Origin of the sequence: Candidatus Profftia sp. (ex Adelges kitamiensis), from assembly GCF_020342455.1 — a bacterium.
Lineage (GTDB): Bacteria > Pseudomonadota > Gammaproteobacteria > Enterobacterales > Enterobacteriaceae > Profftia.
Genome location: NZ_CP080506.1, coordinates 1,093,176 through 1,113,672, shown reverse-complemented (window position 1 = coordinate 1,113,672; position 20,497 = coordinate 1,093,176). Strand labels below are relative to the sequence as shown.

The window sequence follows — 20,497 nt, the reverse complement described above, 5'->3', positions numbered from 1 at the left end:
GTTTTATTCTTAAAATTAAAATGTTATTTTTAATATTTTTTAAATTGTTATTTTTAAATTTAATTTTAATACTGAAATAACCCCTGAACTGCCTTTTATCTTTTATTTACTAAAAATTTATTATTATAAACTAATTAATCAATATATATTTCAGTATAAATATAATGATATGTTTTATTAAAAATTAAAACGGTAAACATTATATTAAATATAATTATATGTTTTATATTAATTATTTATAAATATTAAAATATTACCACATTATTTATAATAAAATAATGTCATAAAATATATTTAAATTATTTACTAGTCACTAATGATACAATTATGATTGTTATCATATTAAAATATAATTATAAATATAGATAGCAGTATATTAATTTTTTATCTTAATGTATTTATTAAAAATTAATTTTAATCTTTTTCTGTAATTTTAATTAATACACATAAATTAATAATCTAAAATCAAAAGTAATTCTTAATATTTATTAATATTTATTATAATAGAAAAAATATTTAGATGAGCATCTAATAAGTCAAAGGTTAGTCATGATTAATAAAATAGGTGTATTGACTAGTGGCGGTGATGCCCCTGGTATGAATGCTGCTATACGTGGTGTTGTACGTGCTACATTAGCAAAAGGATTAAAAGTATATGGTATTGAAGAAGGATATCTTGGTTTATATCAAGGTCGTATAAAGAAACTTGATCGTTCTAGTGTTTCTGATATAATTAATCGTGGTGGTACGTTTCTTGGATCTGCACGTTTCCCAGAATTTCAAGATGATAATATACGTGAGCAAGCTGTTAAAAATATAAGTAAAGTTGGTTTAGATGCTATGGTAGTAATTGGTGGTGACGGTTCTTATATGGGAGCTAAGCGTATTACTGAAATGGGATTTCCTTGCATTGGTCTACCTGGTACCATTGATAATGACGTTGCTGGCACAGATTATACTATTGGTTACTTTACAGCACTCGAAACTATTGTTGAAGCAATTGATCGCTTACGTGATACCTCTTCTTCTCACCAACGTATTTCTATAGTTGAAGTTATGGGCCGCTACTGTGGTGATCTTACTTTAGCTGCTGCTATTGCAGGGGGATGTGAGTTTATTGTTTTGCCAGAAGTTCCATTTAAATGTGAAGATCTAGTTAATGAAATTAAAGCTGGTATTATTAAAGGTAAAAAACATGCTATTGTCGCAATTACTGAACATATTTGCGATGTAAATAAATTAGCAAGAATTATTGAGAAAGAAACTAGTCGTGAAACTAGAGCAACTGTTTTAGGTCATATACAGCGTGGTGGTGCACCAGTAGCTTACGATCGTATTCTAGCATCTAGAATGGGAGCATATTCTATTGAGCTACTATTATTAGGGTACGGGGGACGTTGTGTAGGTATACAGAACGAAAAATTAGTACATCATGATCTTATAGATGCCGTAGAGAATATGAAACGTCCATTTAAAAGGGACTGGCTTCAAACAGCTAAAATGTTGTACTAATTGCTTTAAAATTAGGGATATAGTAATAGACATTATATGTTTTAAGTATATATTATTATTTAAAATTTAGTTATATAAATAGATTTTATAATATTATTCAATTATCCCTCTATTTTGGATTAAATTTGTTTTGTTATTTTGAGTTGTAATGTATTAATAATTTATTAATATAAATTATTAATGTTTAATCCTACAAAATTTCTTTAGTCGTTTTTATATATAACGTATAGTGATTATTGTATATATTTTAAGATAGTTATGCTTCTGATAATTTATATCTTAAGTAAAAATTTTTAAAGTGAAAGAACTATATTGATATATAAAATATCAGCAAGATTGTAATTAATCCCATACAATATATATTTAAACTATATTATAAATATTAGGTAAGTATTTTTCAGAGTAGAAAGAGAGTAATTTTTTAAAAAATTTAGGTTTAATGAATATTAAATTTTATATTTTAACCCAATGTTTATTTATATTCTTTATAAGAGATATATCAAAATAGTTTATATATAATAAAAGTTTTTATTAAGACCTAAATTTACATATGAATGATAAATATTACAAGTATATTGTCTAAGTGCAAATTTTTTATTTGTACTATATTTTATTTATACAATATATTTATACTTAACATTTTGTACTCTATTCATAAATAGGATTATTGTAGTATTTAATGATCTACTTAATGCATGGTATAATAGATGTACTATTTTATAATTATGAGGCAAAGTTGTGATCAGGAATTTGCGTAACATTGCTATTATTGCGCATGTTGACCATGGAAAAACTACTCTTGTTGATAAGTTACTACAGCAATCCGGTACATTAGATAAACATGAAGAAGTAACTGAACGCATTATGGATTCTAACTACTTAGAAAAAGAACGTGGTATTACTATACTTGCAAAAAATACTGCTATTAATTGGAAAAATTATCGTATTAACATAGTTGATACTCCAGGACATGCGGATTTTGGTGGTGAAGTTGAGCGTGTAATATCAATGGTTGATTCGGTACTTCTTGTTGTTGATGCAATTGATGGCCCTATGCCACAGACACGTTTTGTGACTCAAAAAGCATTTATTAATAATCTAAAACCAATTGTTGTAATTAACAAGGTCGATCGTGTAGGATCGCGACCCGATTGGGTCGTAGATCATGTATTTGATTTATTTGTCAATTTAGATGCAACTGATGAACAATTAGATTTTCCCATTATTTATACCTCTGCTTTATATGGTACTGCTGGTTTAGATTATAAAAATATGGCTCAAGATATGACGCCTCTTTATAATACAATTATTAAACATGTATCTTCACCACAAGTTGAGATTAATGCTCCTTTTCAAATGCAAATATCTCAACTAGATTATAATAACTATCTAGGAGTAATTGGTGTTGGTCGTATTAAACGGGGTAAAGTATATCCTAACCAACAGGTCACTATTATCGATAGCAAAGGTAGAACCTATAACGGCAAAATAAATAAAGTTTTAACCCATATGGGTTTGGATAGAATTGAAACTAATATAGCTGAAGCTGGTGATATTGTTGCGATTACTGGACTTAGTAATCTAAATATTTCTGATGTTATATGTGAGGTTAGTCATATTGAGTCATTACCTGCACTTAGTGTTGATAAACCAACTGTTACTATGTATTTTTGTGTCAATACTTCTCCATTTTGTGGTAAAGAAGGAAAATACATAACTTCCCGTCAAATTTTAAATCGCCTACAAAAAGAACTCACATATAATGTTGCATTACAAGTTGAAGAAACTGAAGATGCAGACGCATTTCGTGTGTCAGGACGTGGTGAATTGCATTTATCTGTACTTATAGAAAATATGCGTCGTGAAGGTTTTGAGCTGGCGGTATCTCGACCTAAGGTTATTAATCTTAACATTAATGGTCATATACAGGAACCATTTGAAAATGTTATTCTAGATATTGAAGTACAATATCAGGGTGTAATTATGCAGGCTATGGGAGAGCGTAAAAGTGATATTAAAAATATGGTTCCAGATAATAAGGGACGTATTAGGTTAGAATATCTTATACCCGCTCGAGGTCTAATTGGTTTTCGTACCGAATTCATGACCCTTACGTCTGGTACCGGTTTATTGCATTCAACCTTTAGTCATTATGATGATGTACGTCCAGGTTATATTGGTCAGCGTCATAATGGTGTTCTGATTTCTAATGGTGAGGGTAAAGCTGTTGCTTTTGCGCTGTATGGTCTACAAGACCGTGGTAAGCTATTTTTAGGTCACGGAACTGAAGTTTATGAGGGTCAGATTATAGGTATTCATACTAGATCTAACGATCTTACAGTAAATTGCCTTACTGGTAAGAAACTTACTAATATGCGTGCTTCTGGTACTGATGAAGCAACTACTTTAGTGCCTGCAATTAAACTATCATTGGAACAAGCTTTGGCATTTATAGATGAAGATGAATTAGTAGAAGTTACTCCAACCTCTATACGCCTTCGTAAACGTTATCTTATCGAAAATGATCGTCGTCGTGCTACTCGTATTTTTAAAGAAAAATAATTTATTTTAATTAATATTATTTTGTAAAATGTTATATCCTTAAGATATAACATTAATAAATAATTAATTTTTAATTATATTATAATTGTTATTGTAATAATAGATTTTTATATTAATAAAATTATAACTGCGTAAGTCTTAATACTTTATATTTATTTTAGTTAGTAGATATAAGTAAAGAAAAAAATTTAGTAAAATTATATTTATTTATGTTTTATTAACATTCTTTTAATAAAAATATATTTACTATGTTATAGTATAGGATGCAAAATATTTCTTACAATTAGAATAAATTATTCTCTATTACTTCTCGAGGTATGTCAATAAAAATTAATTTTATAATATTTTATACTAAATAATCTTTATAAGATTGTTAATTTTATATAATATTAGATATTTTTAATGGCGGTATTATAAAATTATCAGTTGTTTACTATCTTATCTGAAATATATATAAAATATATATAATTATTATTATAATTATAAGTGATTATATATTATAGTAGTAATTCTTTAATTTATATTAAAAATATTATGATAATAGTTTACACAAATAATTTAGAATGTATTATAGATCTAGACATCTTTTGTAATTGTACTATACTAGTACAAGTTTTTTATTAAGAATTGAATTGAATTATTCTTAATGACATAAAAAGTTTTTATATTAAAGTTTACATTATTATTTTTTTAGATTATCTAATTTGTAATTAAATCATTTAATATTAATATTTTTAAGTTTAATAATGTATATATTATAGTATATAGATTTTTTTATCTACTAAATAGTGTTTTACTATTTGATATATTATTTATATATATTTAAAGTTAATTATAAATGATATTAACACATATAGATATTAATTAATCTTTATGAATTTAAAGTGCTCTGTATAATCAAAGTAAAAGTTATTCTAAATCATTTTGTATTATATAATTTTTATATTTATCAGTTACGTATACTATTACCATAGTTTATGAAATACGCAGCTGTTAGGTAAAATAATAATATTAATGCTATTAATATAACAAAAGTAAAGACTAGTAAAGTATCGTTAATTCCAAGAAATCCAAAACGTAATCCACTAATCATATAAAATATAGGATTTAGTTTTGATACTGTCTGCCAAAAAGCAGTTAAAAATGTTAATGGATAAAAGACTCCCCCAAGGTAAATTAACGGTGTTAATATAAAAGTTGGTATTAAACTAATATCATCAAAGTTTTTAGCAAAAATAGCATTTAATAGTCCTATTAACGAAAATAAAATAGCTGTAGATAGTAATATTGCTAAGATAACAATCCAATTATGTATATGTAGCGGTATAAATAATAGTGATATTAGCATAACAATAGTTCCAACAAATATACCGCGTATTACTCCTCCACTAATTAATCCAGTAATAATTATATATGTTGGTATAGGAGCTACTAGTAATTCTTCAATATTACGTTGAAATTTCGCACTAAAAACTGATGATGCTACATTTGAGTAGGCATTAGTAATCACTGACATCATCACTAATCCTGGTATAATATATTCTATATAACTATAATTTTGTATTACTCCTATTCGAGGACCTATTAAATTACCGAATATAATAAAATAAAGCGTAATAGTAATTATTGGTGGTATTAAAGTTTGAATCCAAATTCTAGCTAGACGGTGTATTTCTTTATTACAAATACTTTTAAAGGCAATCCAATGTAGGAGGATATTCATATTTTTTTCCTTATTTACAAAGAGTTTTAATTATTATTTACCAGAGTAAATAATAACTCTTCCAGACGGTTTACTTTATTACGCATACTTAATACTTTAATACCCTGTTTATTAAGTTGATTAAATAGTCCATTCAGTCCTTGTTCTCTAGATACTTGTACTTCTAATGTTGTTGTATTATGAAGAATGTTGTTATAATTTTTTATGATTGGTGTTGAGCTATTAGGTTCTAGATCTAATAAAAAGGACTCTAGCTTTAATTTAGATAATAATGCTTTAATTGAGGTGTTCTCTATTAACTCACCATTTTTAATAATACCGATATTGTGGCATAGTATTTCCGCTTCTTCTATATAATTAGTTGTAAGAATGATTGTAGTACCCTGTGAATTTAATTCTTTTAATAATCTCCATATATAACGACGTAGTTCGATATCAATTCCTGCAGTTGGTTCATCAAGGATAAGTAATTTGGGTTCGTGCATCAATGCACGAGCAATCATAAGACGACGTTTCATACCACCAGATAAAGTATACGCATGTTTATCGCGTTGACTCCATAGGCAAAGTTGTTTTAGGTATTTTTTTGCGCGCAATATTGCTTCTAAATATGTTATACCATAGTAGCCAGCTTGATTCACTAGGATTTGTGTTACAGTTTCAAATTGGCTAAAGTTAAATTCCTGTGGTACTAAACCTAACTGTCGTTTAGCATTAATAGTATCTTTATCAAGATCATAACCAAATACATTAACTGTACCAGAAGATTTATTAACTAAAGAGCTTATAATACCAATAGTAGTTGACTTACCTGCGCCATTAGGACCTAACAAAGCGTAAAAATCTCCTATTGCAATTTTAAGCGTAATGCCTCGCAATGCATTTACATAACCATTATATTTTTTTTTAATTTGTAAAAGTTTGAGTGCGTATATCATTGTATGTATGTTCCTTGATATCCGTAAAACAACTAAAGATTGATAGGGGAAAGAAAGAATTTAATAGTCTATTTTATCATTTATAATATAGGCATAGATATTTAATAAATATTTTATATAATACCTTAATTAATTCGAATATTAATTCTCATAAAAGAATATCAATGAATTTAATTAGTTTGCTATTTTATATTAATTTATTGATAAAGATTACAATAATATTAAGGTGATATTTTGATATTAATAAGTAGATTTTTATAAAAATATTTAGGTTAATATAAAAGTTAGTTTATAGTGTGAATTTAAGTTAATTATATATAATATTATCTTAATTAATTTTATTTAAAAAATAGTAATATATTTATTATAATAATATAGTGTATAAGATTAAAAACTTTCTTATAAATTTTATTTATTATCCCCCTGGTTTTAATAATGCTATATATCTTTATGGTTAAACTTATACTGAATGTGTAATAAGGTTATTACATATATTTAGTTTATATAGTAAGTTATTACTACTTAAAATGAGTTCTAAAAATTTTGCTGTAATATATTACAGTGTGTTTAATAAAATGTAATAGATGGTATTCATTTATTAAAAATAATCCAATTATTAATTTTATTAATAGATACATTACAATTTAGTCTATTATCCAAAATATAGAACTAATTTAATACAGTATTTTGTATATTAAATTTATTAGTTATATTATTAATATAATTTAAAGTTTCTTGGCATAATTCCCTTTTTATCTAAAATATCAAAAGAAGATATATATTAAAGATCTATATTTCTAATATAAAAACTCAAGATATGAGAACTAAGCCAAGATCTATTATGAATAAAAATTATAAGTATTAATATTAGATTGAAAATAATACTCTAAGGAGTATTTGTACTATAACTTTAATATTTATTATAAATACAAAATAATATTAAGATTTTTTTTGATTTTTAACTTCCTTTAGACTATTAAAAGGAGCTAAGTCACCCTGTGCAGTTAAGTATTCTTCTATACGAATTAATTGGTTATACTTAGCAACACGGTCAGAACGGCTGATAGAGCCAGTTTTAATTTGCCCTGCAGAAGTCCCAACAGCTAGGTCAGATATTGTAGCATCTTCTGTTTCACCTGAACGGTGAGAGATAATTGTAGTATAACCAGCGTTTTTTGCTATTCTAATAGTAGCTAAAGTTTCAGTTAAAGAACCTATTTGATTAAGTTTAATAAGAATAGAGTTAGCTATATTTTGCTGAATACCTTTTTTTAATATTTCACTATTAGTTACAAATAGATCATCACCAACTAGTTGTATTTTATTTCCTAGAATTTTAGTCTGATATTGAAATCCAGTCCAATCAGATTCATCTAAGCCGTCTTCTATAGAAACTATTGGGTATATTTTAGTCATATCCTCTAAGAAGTGGGTAAATTCTTCAGAGGTAAAAGTTTTATTTCCTTCGCTAGCTAGAATATATTGACCATTTCGATAAAATTCAGAAGCAGCACAGTCAATAGCAAAAGTAATGTCTTGACCTAATTTATACCCTGCATCTTGAACTGCAGTAGAGATAATATCAAGTGCTTCTGCGTTACATCTTAAGTTTGGTGCGTATCCACCCTCATCACCAACAGCAACACTCATACCTTTAGATTTAAGAATTTTGGCTAAACTATGAAATATTTCAGAACCGATTCGCACTGCTTCTTTCAGTGTTTTAGCGCCAATAGGTTGAATCATGAATTCTTGTATATCGACGTTATTATTAGCATGTGCACCACCATTGATAATGTTCATCATAGGTAGGGGCATAGAATATTTATTTGGCATGCCGTTAAGTTCAGCTATATGAGCATATAGCGGTAAACCCTTAGAAGCAGCAGCAGCTTTAGCTACAGCTAAAGAAACAGCTAAGATAGCATTAGCACCAAAATTACATTTATTTTCTGTACCATCAAGATCAATCATGATATTATCTATGTTAAATTGATCTTTTGCATCCTTCCCTATTATTGCTTTAGCAATTGGACCGTTAACAGCTGCAACAGCTTTGAGAACCCCTTTACCCATAAAGCGGTATTTATCACCATCACGTAGTTCTAAAGCTTCACGTGAACCAGTTGAAGCACCTGATGGTGTAGCGGCCATCCCTAGAAAACCACCTTCTAGATGTATCTCAGCTTCTACAGTTGGGTTTCCTCGTGAATCTATTATTTCACGACCAATAACTTTAATAATTTTAGACATTATAATATCCTTTTATAACAGTTAAAATAAAGAATATAAACTAAGTAATATACTGTATATTATTATCATTTATTTATATTCAGTATAGTAAATATTACTTATTAACACTTTTTATACTCATAAATTGTTTTAATGAATCTAGCAAACAATAGATCTTTATTACTCAGTGTATAAGTAAATTATTTGTAAAATTGAAAAGTAATAAAATAAGAGTGATCCTAACAGTTATGTAATTAGCTAATAGCTTATTCTCAAAAAACTACTAGAGTTATATACAGTCTTGTATATCTTATCTGCGTAAATAGCATATTATTTACTTTATATAGATTAAGATAATATTCGATAATTAGTAAATTATATATCTTAGGTATTATATTACCTGTAATAAGAGACTATATTATTATTTATTAAAACTTATTACTTTACTTAAATTATTTTTATACGCATCTTTTCTATATTTCTTGTTTTGTTATGTTATTTTGATATCAAGCATAATAACGGAATATTTGTACTAGAAATATCAGCTATGTTATGGGTTAAATTATATTCGAGAAATTAGTAGACCTATTTACTATAATAGTATCTACATTTGTTAGTAACCTTATTATTTTAATTGTACGGTAATTTTATATATTTATAGACTATTATAATCATTATCTTTATCGTAAATATATTCTGCCTTATTAATAAATTATTTCCAATCTATTCGATTTTTTTATAGATAATTTAAACTATATTTTGATAGTAATCAACAAATAGTCTTTATTATTCAAATCATTACATTGCTTTATAAAAGCATTAATATTTTTAAAGAAATGACATACTATTTAGTATTATTATATAATATTTATACTTTTAGCTTATTCATTTGTAATAACTGTAATGTCTAAGCGACAAATTATAAAATTTAATTTAATACCAATAAACAAAATACTCTTATACAATGTTATATAGATTTATTCTTTTTTTTACTTAGCATAGCAGCTAAATAAAACATCATAGTTAATCATATATAGTGTGCTTACAACTAAAATATATTAAAATTTGGTAAATATCTTTCAGATATGTTAGTAATTTTATATTACTAACATATTTTTTTATTAAAAAACATTATATTTTTAATACCTGTAATAATTAATCTTTTAATTTTATTTATAATATAAGTTATTATTTATTATATATACATCTCAATAATAACTACGATATTCTTTTTATATCATATAAAAAAATAATAAATTTATTATAGTAAACAACTTTTTATAAATAAAAGACTCGTCATTACCTAATCTAAATAAGTTTCTGTACCATCTTTAATGATATATACTTCATTTATTTTAGGATTGACTCATTACACCTGGATTTACATTGACATATGGATCTAATTTTATTACATGCATTAAGAATGTCTACTGAGAATTCTACAATAATACTGTTTATATAAGAATAATAGTAGTATATCGGTTATAACGATATACTTTAGTTACTATACTTAACTAAAGGTATATTAATTAACAAGATAAAAAAATAAAATAAGGGTGAATGAGAATTAAATGCATTATTTATTCTATAATAAATAACTGTTTTAATTTAAAATATATCTAAGAATAATGTTATATTTTGCTGAATTTCTATTAGAATAGTATATAATATTACTCTTGATTTTTACGTATAGAAATGTATAAAAATTATATTTTATTGCGCTATTTATTAAAAATAATTAAACTCCATTAAGTCTAGTTTTGTTATTGTATTAATTATCTAACATCGATTCTATTTGTCTTTGACATCTTATACTACAGCATTTGTTATATATTTCAGCACATCTTAGGCACTGGATAAATAGTACATGACAAAAATTATTAAAACAGTTTCTGTGTGTATCACATGACGTACCACATTGATGACAGTGAGATATTATATCGTCTGTAATACGTTCTCCCATACGTGCATCGAAAACAAAATTTTTTCCTATAAATTTTAATGGTAATCCATGTTTTCTAGCATAATTTGTATATTCAATAATTCCTCCTGCTATATGATATACGTTATTAAAGCCGTTATATAGCATATATGCACTAGCTTTTTCACAGCGTATCCCTCCCGTACAGTACATAATAATTTTTTTGTTTTTATTTTTTTTGAGTATTTTCACTACCATAAGTATTTGATCTCGGAAAGTATCTGATGGTATTGTTATAGCATTAATAAAGTGTCCTACTTCATATTCATAATTATTTCTCATATCTACTAATATTGTATCAGGATCTTCTATACTATCATTAACTTCTCTTACTTTTAAATATTTTCCTACATTAGAAGGTTGAAAATAAGGATCATCAATACCATCAGCCAAAATGCGATTTCGTACTTTTATGCGCAGTACCCAAAATGATTTTGCATTATTATCCACTGCAATATTCATATGTAAATTATTAAAATCTGGATGCATTTGATATAAATATTTTTTCATCTTCTTATATCTACTAATTGGTACTGATATTTGTGCATTTATACCTTCCTGAGCAATATAAATGCGCCCTAAAACTTCTAGTTTAAAAAAATTTATATATAAAATATCTCGAAATATTTGATGATCTTTTATCAAGCAATATTTATAAAATGAGATTGTAATACGTGGTTCAGTTTCAGCGATCAATCTTGCTTTTAGTTCTTGATTTGAAATTTTATTATGTAATACTGGCATAAATATTATCTCTGATTATATAATATATATAAAGTCTTTATAATTAAACTTAAATATTAGATATAAATTAAAAAATATATAGCAAAGTTATAGCTATTATGGATTAAATGTAATTTTACCTTCTAAAATTAATGTACTAATGGTTTATAAATGAATGTTATATATAACATAACAAATATTTTTTAAAAGTTAATATTTTATTAAAGTAATGTTAATGATATTACATTAAGTCATTATTAGTACTTTAGATTATAATCTAATATTATTTTTTATTTTTAGTATTAAGATTGAAGATAAAATATCTAATGTTATTATTATTTTGTCTATACTCATTATTCAATACGTATATACCGCTTATATTATTTTAGATGAATTTAATATAGTATTTTTATTAAAATTTAGTTATAGTTAATAACTAACTATTATATTTTTGTAGTAAAAAATACTATAAAATAATTTAGTAAATTATACTTTATATATTGTTTTGGATTTTTTAATATCTATTAAACAAAAAATTAAGTGATATATTAATTATAAATAATTAGCCTTATAAAATAAATGAATTATTTAAAGATTGTACGTATTATTTATATTATAACCTTACTTATTGAAATTACTAAGAGCCTAATTTTTAGTGATATTATTAAAATAACTTCTTTTATATATTTCCTAACAAATAATAAGTAGTAAATTTAGTTATATAAATTAATAAAAAGGGGTGTTATCTACCCCTTATTTTTTGCTTTTTTTTAATAAAACTTATCATTATTTATTAAGGTAATAGTACACATATCACATATATTCAGTATATTAATAAATTTTATTTGATTTTAAAAGTAGTATAGTTTTTATATAGTATAATCTATAAATTACTGTAATTTTTAATTTAAAATGATATAAATAATTATCTGTGTTAAAATGACATATTAAAAAATACCTTTTATACTATATTATGTTTTTGTTAGTATTATTTTTTTTAAAAATATTCATTGCTTTTTTAAAAGTTATTAAAGATCATTATATTCTTACAAATAAATTTTATTAAATAAGTTGTTTACTCTCTTATAATGAATTTAATTTTTATATTTAATATAGTAATGTTTTACTGATATCAGTATAAATTTAGATATTATGAGTTATTGGTATATAAGTTTTATAGTAGTACTAATTAATCATACCAAGACTTCTTATTTATATGAGACATTGAATATAACTATAGTTTTATAAGAATTAGACATAATGCACTATTTAATATATTCTAATTAAAAGGCTATATTTTATTATAGATTATCTTCATCTATTAATTTAATATTTCTATTATAAAGCGTTACTTGTTAGTTAATTTTTAATTAAAATCGTTTATCATAGTAATAGTTAGGTAAGTGAATTTTTATTTTTTATGAAATGATATAAAATGAATTCTATTATAACAAGATTATTAGCTATTTGCTAAATTTAGTATTTATCTTAAAAGCAATATATGTCTTGTGCTAAATTTTTAGGTTTAAATTATTTTTTAAATAAAATTTAATAAAATTATGTATTAAATTTTTATAATTATTATGAATAAACTGGTAATAATTTACATACCGATAAAATATAAGCAATAGTATTAATTAATCCAAAAGTAATGATAAATAAAATCATAATGAATCCTCCTGGAGCTCGATAATTAGCATTAGGAAAACGTTTACGGCTAGCATATGCTAGCATTGCCGGCGTAATTACAGTCCAAATTGTTGCAGATAATCCTGCAAAACCAATAGCGTCTAAAAAATTATTTGGGAAAATTAAAGCCCCAATAGTTGGTGGTATAAAAGTAATTAATGTTGATTTAGTACGTCCAGTTACATTATCTGTAAATTTACAGAAGTCAGAGATAAAATCAAATAGACCTAATGAAACACCAAGAAAAGAACTTGTTAATGCCATAGAAGAGAAAACGTTTAGTAACTGATTAATAATACTACTACTAGTCATAATACTGATTTGTTTAAGTATATTTTTAATATTTCCACCTTCAATAATTATCTTTTGAAATTTTACGCGGGTAATATTACCTTGAATTACATACTGCCAAAAAATATAAATTATTAATGTAATAAAAGTGCCGATAAATAGACTAAGTACGATAGATTTAGTATCTTTTTGGTAATACCTTACTAGACTAGGAACATTTCCATGATAACCAAATGATGTTAATAGATATGGTAGTGATGCAAGTGCATACGGTAGATATCTAGCTTTAATATCATTGCTATTAAATAATACTGATGTATTTACATGAGTAAACATGTCAAAAGTAAAAAGAAAGAATGTAATCATCATACCACTAATAAGAATAGTATTTAAACGATCAACTGCGCTAGTGGATAACCATACAATAATAGCAATTAATATAGTAAATAATAAACTTGCAGTAGTTTGTTCAGTAGTACTTAAGTCTAATCCAAGCGTATAGATCATAATAGAACTACCAGAGGTAAGAATATAAACATAAATTAATAGATATAGTACAAATGCGATAGAAATTCCATTCAGAAAATTCCATTTTTTACCCAGCAAATCGCCAACTATAGTATAAAAACTTGATCCTGTTGGATAATTTAGGTTAGCTTCTAAAATCATTAAACCAGATATATACATACAAAACCAGGTATAAATAAGTAAACATATAGAGCCAGTAAACCATATACCTGCTGTGACTACTGGCATAGAAAACATTCCCACCCCCCCTATAGCAGTTCCAATGATAATCATTGCTCCTCCTAAAACTGATGGTTGGTGTTTAGTTTTAGTTAAGTTGTTATTTTTTATTGCCATAGTATACTCCTGATTGGATCAGATAATATTAAAATTTATATCTATATTTTTATGTATATAAATAGTATGACTATATGACACTGATATTAAATGGAATTTTATAGATAAATTAATTGTACCATTCTTATCAAGAAACAATTTATATAGGTATTAGATTACTGAAGAAATTCTTTTGTTAATTAACAAATATTTTATAGTACAGTACTATTACTAATTAAATTTTATTAATATTTAAGATTTAATGTTTGATTAAGTAATATTTGTATATAGCCTTTTTATAAGATAAAAAAGTTATTTATATTATAAAAATTTCAATAAAGAGATAATAAAAATACTTTATAAGACAGTATTATATAAAAGTTTGATCGGTATACAGCTTTTTTACACTAACAACTAGTTTATTAGTTATGTTAGTTTTGGAGGATTTAAAAATAGATAACAGTTATCTTAGTTTTATAAGTTAAATTATTACTATTTTTATATAGAATATTTAAAGTTTTAATTTAGCTTAATAATATTTAAAGAGTTTTATATTACTAGTATTTTTCTTACAAAAAGTAATATTTTTTAGATTAAAACATATATAAAAATTATTTTTTTCAATCATCCAGTATATATTTCAATGCTAAAAATCATATAATTGAATCTTCAGTTTTGTATAAAGTAGTATTTGTATGTTACTCAAATATTTAAACTTCTAAGTATCTTATTAACAAAATATAGAAATTATTAATATTATTAAGTTAGTTTATAATATAAAAATATTTTTTAATATCTTAGGAAATTTTTTGTATAAAGAATTAGATTAATTATGTTTACTACTATACTTTATTATAACTTTAAAGTATTTAATATTGACTAATATTCTAAATATTAAATTACTTAAAGTACAAAATAAATTATAAATATAATTTTATATAGCATTCAATACTATATAATAACTTTATAAAACATTTTATTATTGTATTTTAAATTTATTTAATACTATATAATAATTTTTGTTTATACCTAAAATATTAGGTAGTATTTTAAATGTTAAGCGCCATCTATATAAGCATACCTATTTAAATTAGTATATTAATTTATGAGTTAAAATAGAAAAAATACATGAATATTATAATATTAATCAGTAATAAGTATGATACTTATATCATATATATGATATAAATTATTTTAAGAAACAAATTATATTAATATGTTCTTTTGAAAATATAAACAAACTTTATTTATCTCATCTTTTTTAGAGTTCTAAATAATATCAATAAATACTTATTTAGTATTGTTAATAACAATATCATTGTTATGACTTTATTATTATATTATATATAGAATATTTTATAATTTTTGTTTAAATATTTAATTATTTTATTTATGGTATTTTACCAACATAAATAATAAAATATTTAAGTAATCAAATAATTATAATTATTTAATACTCTAAAATTTAATTTTTTTACAATCAAACTAAACTTAGTTAAGTAAAGTTTTTATAAATTAATTTTTTGTATTTAAATAGTCAGTTAAAATATTATTAGTGATTGCTAATCAATATAGTATATAATAATCCAAGTAATAAATGTTAACACTTTATATGAAGTATTATTGGCGTTAAGTATTGAAATTATAGTATTTTTATACTAAATCTGTCTTATAGAAGGGTAACATTTTTATCCAAATATACCATTATATTTTTACCTTATATTTTTTAGTATATTACTCATAGTTATTGTAGGATGAACATTATAACTTCATATAATGTAAGCATATTTTTTGTTACTATCCCCTCTATATTTATAGAAATAGAATATACTGTATAAATATCAAACTTATCACACAGATGTATAACCTCTTCTTTAGTTGAATATTTTAAAGAGAACATACTTTTTGTTTAATAATAAAACTAAAGTTAAGTTTTGCTTTTTTCTTCAGTAAAGCTTTAACAAAGAGCTAATACATATATTTAATACGTTCACGCATATTGGTTAGTTTTTACTCCTACATTATGTGTAGTATTATAGTATTATTAAAAATAGATACTATTACCGATATGCTATGTGTAGGTAGATTAGAATAGTGAGTACTAGTGGTAGCTTTAATTTATCTAAATGTGCTTTTTACTGTTTTATTATTGTTGCAACTAATGTGTAAGCTTCTACGTGTCTGTTGTATAAATTAAAGTTTTTCGCATAAGAACTAGCAATAATTAACTCTTAATTTTTAGCAGCAAACATTTATAGTCCTTATGTATCTTCTTCTAAACTATTATCAAAACCCTGATAAACAAAATAAAACATTTGTACCTAACTTTTTTTAATATCGATACCTCTCAGATATGATGTCTTACTGCTCTGGTGTTAGATCAATAACAGTAGGTGGTTGTGATAATAACAATGAAATAATACTATGTAAAAAGCTACAGACTATTTTAAATTATTTTAAAAAACTGAACAATCTAATGGATGATTTTAGGAGTCATAGTATTTGTATTTACATACCTCAAGACCTTAGGCATTAAATATTTTTTTATTGTTAAGCTAGATAATGTTTCTTATCTAAATAAGCTTGATTGTAGTTTTATTTAAAATAAAATAAGTTGCTATAATAGGAGCTCCCGTACCACCTAGTATTTGAATGGTATATATACGTGTTTATATATCTTTAAGTATTGCGCTTTCTTTACTAAAGAGAAATTCCAGAGTACAATGAACTAATATAGGCACACAGTCTATACTGAGATAGTTTTTGTAGTTTTATTATCTATTAGTACGATAGTTAGTAAAAAATAAATTGTTTAAATCTAAAAGAGAACCCTCTGATACTGTTATAATATTTTGAAATATGTAGATATGTTCATTATATTTCTAGTTAAGATCTAATACTTTAGATTCATACTTTAGTATTAATCTTTATTTAGTTGATTTTATTATAAATAAATAGAAAGAATATTATTCAGAAATAAATTATAAGAGCAAACAAAAGGCAGGGCATATGCCCTGCCTTTTGTTTGCTCTTATAATTTATTTCTGAATAATATTCTAATAGATTATTAGAATCGGTACACTAAACCAACTGCTATAATATCATCAGTACTAATACTATTATCTTTAGTAAAGTTGTTATTATTTAGTAAGTTAATTTTATAATCTAAATAGGTAGACATATTTTTCTTAAAGTCATAAGTTGCGCCTACATCGATATATTTTACTAAATGTTTATAGCCTGGTGTAGAATGGTTGGTTTTAGGATCTTTACCTTTAGATTGTAGGTAGGATACAGATGGACGAAGACCAAAGTCAAACTGATATTGCGCAACAACTTCTAAATTCTGTGTTTTATCTGCAATACTATCGTGATATGGGGTCATATTGTGAGTTTCTGCATATGTAGTTGCTAGATATACGTTGTTAGCGTTGTATTTTACACCAGCAGTCCATGCATCAGCTCTTTTACCACCAGCTATGCTGCTGTTAATTGTCATACCACGAGTAGTTTGTTCTTTAGTTCTTTCAGAGGATGCATATGCTGCACCAGCACTAATACCTGTACCAAAGTTATAGGTAGTTGATAGACCCCATCCCTTACCATTTTGGTTTTGTAAAGTACGAGAGTTTTTAGAAGGGTTGCTATTTTCCCATTTATTGGTAATTTCATTAAAGACGTTATGGTCGTCGTTTTCCCCTTGATACTGTACTGCAAAGTTTAAACCATCAACTAGACCAAAGAAGTTTTTATTACGGTAAGTAGCTACGCTGTCAGTAGGACCAGTCATATAGTTATCAGTTACAGTATAAGTATTACCACCAAATTCTGGTAAAATATCTGTCCATGCTTCAACATCATGTAGTATGCCGTGGTTGCGACCATAATCTAAAGAGCCAACATCACCGAATTTTAGTCCAGCGAAGCTGACGCAGGTTGCTTTTTTGGATGCACCATCACCTTGATTGCTATTAACTTTTATTTTGTATTCCCACTGCCCATAACCTGTCAGCTTATCAGAGATCTGAGTTTCACCTTTAAAGCCAAAATTAGCATAAGACTGATCACTTTCTGAGTATTTCGCATCAGAAAAGTAGTGCAATCCATCTACTTTACCGTATAGATCTAGTTTTTTGCCATCTTTATTATAGATTTCAGCAGCGTTTGCTGCACTAGCTGCTAACAGTACTGGTACTACTACTGCAAGTATATCACGTTTCATTATTGTTATCCCCCTCAAGGAGTTATTTTTTAATACCTAAACTACCTAAATCACTTTTTTGCGGAGCAATTATATTATTTAACAAACTAAAAAGATAGTAATATTGTCTTCCTACATTTGCAACTATAGTGTTCTATTCACTAGACGGATAATCTACATAAAAAATGATACAAAAAGTATAATTCGCGTAACTTAACTAAATTATAGTGTGACAAGTTGTCAAGTATATGGTATTGTATAAGTACTGTGCGTGCAAATTAGTTAGTTGTATTAATAGTATCTTAATGCTGTTACAAATATTTAAAATATATTTTATCAATAAAATTTTAGATATTTGCACTGCGTGGGGTTCGTGGAAATGGAATTACATCACGAATATTATGTACTCCGGTAACATAAGAAATTAAACGTTCAAATCCAAGACCAAAACCAGAATGCGGAACGGTTCCGTAACGACGCAAATCATAATACCACCAATATTTTTCTTTATTTAAACCCATCTCTTTTAAACGTATATCCAGCATATCTAAACGTTCTTCACGTTGAGAACCACCAATAATTTCGCCAATTCCTGGGGCTAATATATCTATTGCTGCCACAGTTTTGCCATCTTTATTCATGCGCATATAAAATGCCTTAATATCTTTTGGGTAATTTTTTACTACTATGTATGCTTTAAAATATTCATCAGTTAAAAAACGTTCATGTTCTAAAGCAAGGTCTATACCCCAGTATACAGCATTTTTAAATACTTTACCGCAATTATATAAAATATTAATTGCTTCAGTATACTCTATTTCCACAAAATTTGAATCTAAAAAACATTGTAATCTATTGATAACATCTTTTTTAACTTGCTGAGAAAAGAACTCCATATCGTCAGTACGTGCATTAAGTACAGCTTGAAAAATATATTTTAGCATACTTTCAGCAATATTGGCAATATCATTTATATCAGTAAAGGCAGCTTCAGGTTCAACCATCCAAAATTCAGAAAGATGACGACTAGTATTAGAATTTTCAGCACGAAAGGTCGGTCCAAAAGTATAGACTTTAGATAATGCGCAAGCATATGCTTCACTATTTAGTTGACCTGATACAGTTAAAAATGTTTCACGACCAAAAAAATCTTCTCTAAAATTCACTTTTCCTTCGTGAGTACGTGGTAAATTTTCTAAGTCTAAGGTAGAAACCCGAAACATATCTCCTGCACCTTCGGTATCAAAAGCTGTGATTAGAGGCGTAGAAATCCATAAATAACCTTCTTTATTAAAAAATCTATGAATAGCCTGTGCTAGCGTATGGCGAATACGTGCTACGGCACCTATAAGATTAGTACGTGGACGTAGGTGTGTTATTCCGCGTAAATGTTCAATGCTATGATGTTTTGCTGCCATTGGATAATTTTCGGGACTTTGAATCCAACCTATAATGTTTACTTGTGTTAGTTGTAGTTCAAGATTCTGATTTTTACCTAAAGATTGAACTATTTTTCCGGTAACCTCAATCGAACATCCAGTTGTTAAATGTAAAATTTCATTTCTATAATTTAATAAAGAATTATGTACTACAGTTTGTAAAGAATGAAAACATGATCCATCATGTATTGTCAAGAAAGAGATACCAGCTTTAGAATCTCTTCTTGTACGAACCCATCCGCGTACGGTAACTTCTGTACCAATTTTTACTAAACCTTGTAGTATATCTATTACAGGAACTACATTCATAGATTTCTCTCTTTATATGAGTATTAAGTAAATAATGATCTACATCAATTCCTA

The 20,497-nt window shown here is 25.5% G+C and carries 9 protein-coding genes; 2 read left to right on the top strand and 7 right to left on the bottom strand.

The annotated features are described in order from the left end of the window. Nucleotides 1–549 precede the first annotated feature (549 nt). Together pfkA and typA are read left to right on the top strand one after the other, a co-directional pair. On the top strand, nucleotides 550–1,512 hold the full coding sequence (pfkA, locus tag K0T98_RS02880) for a 6-phosphofructokinase (RefSeq protein ID WP_225639351.1): 963 nt from the start codon (nucleotides 550–552) through the stop codon (nucleotides 1,510–1,512). 738 nt (nucleotides 1,513–2,250) lie between these two features. Continuing rightward, nucleotides 2,251–4,074 carry a translational GTPase TypA gene (gene typA, locus K0T98_RS02875; protein WP_225639350.1) on the top strand — a complete coding sequence of 608 codons (1,824 nt, stop codon included), beginning with the start codon at nucleotides 2,251–2,253 and terminating at the stop codon, nucleotides 4,072–4,074. A 949-nt stretch (nucleotides 4,075–5,023) separates the two neighbouring features. On the opposite strand, the gene K0T98_RS02870 is transcribed toward typA, so the two are convergent. The 7 genes from K0T98_RS02870 to asnS form a co-directional block, all read right to left on the bottom strand. Next, the gene (locus K0T98_RS02870) at nucleotides 5,024–5,797 is read right to left on the bottom strand and encodes an ABC transporter permease (protein ID WP_225639349.1); all 774 of its coding nucleotides are present in this window, start codon (nucleotides 5,795–5,797) and stop codon (nucleotides 5,024–5,026) included. Nucleotides 5,798–5,823: 26 nt separating this feature from the next. After that, nucleotides 5,824–6,735, bottom strand: a complete 912-nt coding sequence (locus K0T98_RS02865; protein WP_225639348.1) for an ABC transporter ATP-binding protein — start codon at nucleotides 6,733–6,735, stop codon at nucleotides 5,824–5,826. A gap of 939 nt (nucleotides 6,736–7,674) precedes the next feature. Beyond that, entirely contained in the window at nucleotides 7,675–8,988 is a 1,314-nt protein-coding gene (eno, locus tag K0T98_RS02860) for a phosphopyruvate hydratase (RefSeq protein ID WP_225639347.1), read from the bottom strand. 1,750 nt (nucleotides 8,989–10,738) lie between these two features. Next, nucleotides 10,739–11,692, bottom strand: coding sequence for an oxygen-dependent tRNA uridine(34) hydroxylase TrhO (gene trhO / locus K0T98_RS02855; protein ID WP_225639346.1), 954 nt, complete (start codon nucleotides 11,690–11,692; stop codon nucleotides 10,739–10,741). Nucleotides 11,693–13,252: 1,560 nt separating this feature from the next. Continuing rightward, nucleotides 13,253–14,515 (bottom strand): aromatic amino acid transporter, encoded by a 1,263-nt coding sequence (locus K0T98_RS02850; protein ID WP_225639345.1) that lies wholly within the window; start codon nucleotides 14,513–14,515, stop codon nucleotides 13,253–13,255. 3,046 nt (nucleotides 14,516–17,561) lie between these two features. Next, the gene (ompC, locus tag K0T98_RS02845) at nucleotides 17,562–18,716 is read right to left on the bottom strand and encodes a porin OmpC (protein ID WP_225639344.1); all 1,155 of its coding nucleotides are present in this window, start codon (nucleotides 18,714–18,716) and stop codon (nucleotides 17,562–17,564) included. A gap of 326 nt (nucleotides 18,717–19,042) precedes the next feature. Then, nucleotides 19,043–20,443 carry an asparagine--tRNA ligase gene (gene asnS, locus K0T98_RS02840; RefSeq protein ID WP_225639343.1) on the bottom strand — a complete coding sequence of 467 codons (1,401 nt, stop codon included), beginning with the start codon at nucleotides 20,441–20,443 and terminating at the stop codon, nucleotides 19,043–19,045. Between the last annotated feature and the right edge of the window lie 54 nt (nucleotides 20,444–20,497).

Excerpts from the sequence above, each read along its gene's own strand:
- asnS (WP_225639343.1), bottom strand. The coding sequence starts at position 20,443 with ATGAATGTAGTTCCTGTAATAGATATACTACAAGGTTTAGTAAAAATT.
- K0T98_RS02865 (WP_225639348.1), bottom strand. The coding sequence starts at position 6,735 with ATGATATACGCACTCAAACTTTTACAAATTAAAAAAAAATATAATGGT.
- K0T98_RS02870 (WP_225639349.1), bottom strand. The coding sequence starts at position 5,797 with ATGAATATCCTCCTACATTGGATTGCCTTTAAAAGTATTTGTAATAAA.
- eno (WP_225639347.1), bottom strand. The coding sequence starts at position 8,988 with ATGTCTAAAATTATTAAAGTTATTGGTCGTGAAATAATAGATTCACGA.
- K0T98_RS02850 (WP_225639345.1), bottom strand. The coding sequence starts at position 14,515 with ATGGCAATAAAAAATAACAACTTAACTAAAACTAAACACCAACCATCA.
- trhO (WP_225639346.1), bottom strand. The coding sequence starts at position 11,692 with ATGCCAGTATTACATAATAAAATTTCAAATCAAGAACTAAAAGCAAGA.
- pfkA (WP_225639351.1), top strand. The coding sequence starts at position 550 with ATGATTAATAAAATAGGTGTATTGACTAGTGGCGGTGATGCCCCTGGT.
- ompC (WP_225639344.1), bottom strand. The coding sequence starts at position 18,716 with ATGAAACGTGATATACTTGCAGTAGTAGTACCAGTACTGTTAGCAGCT.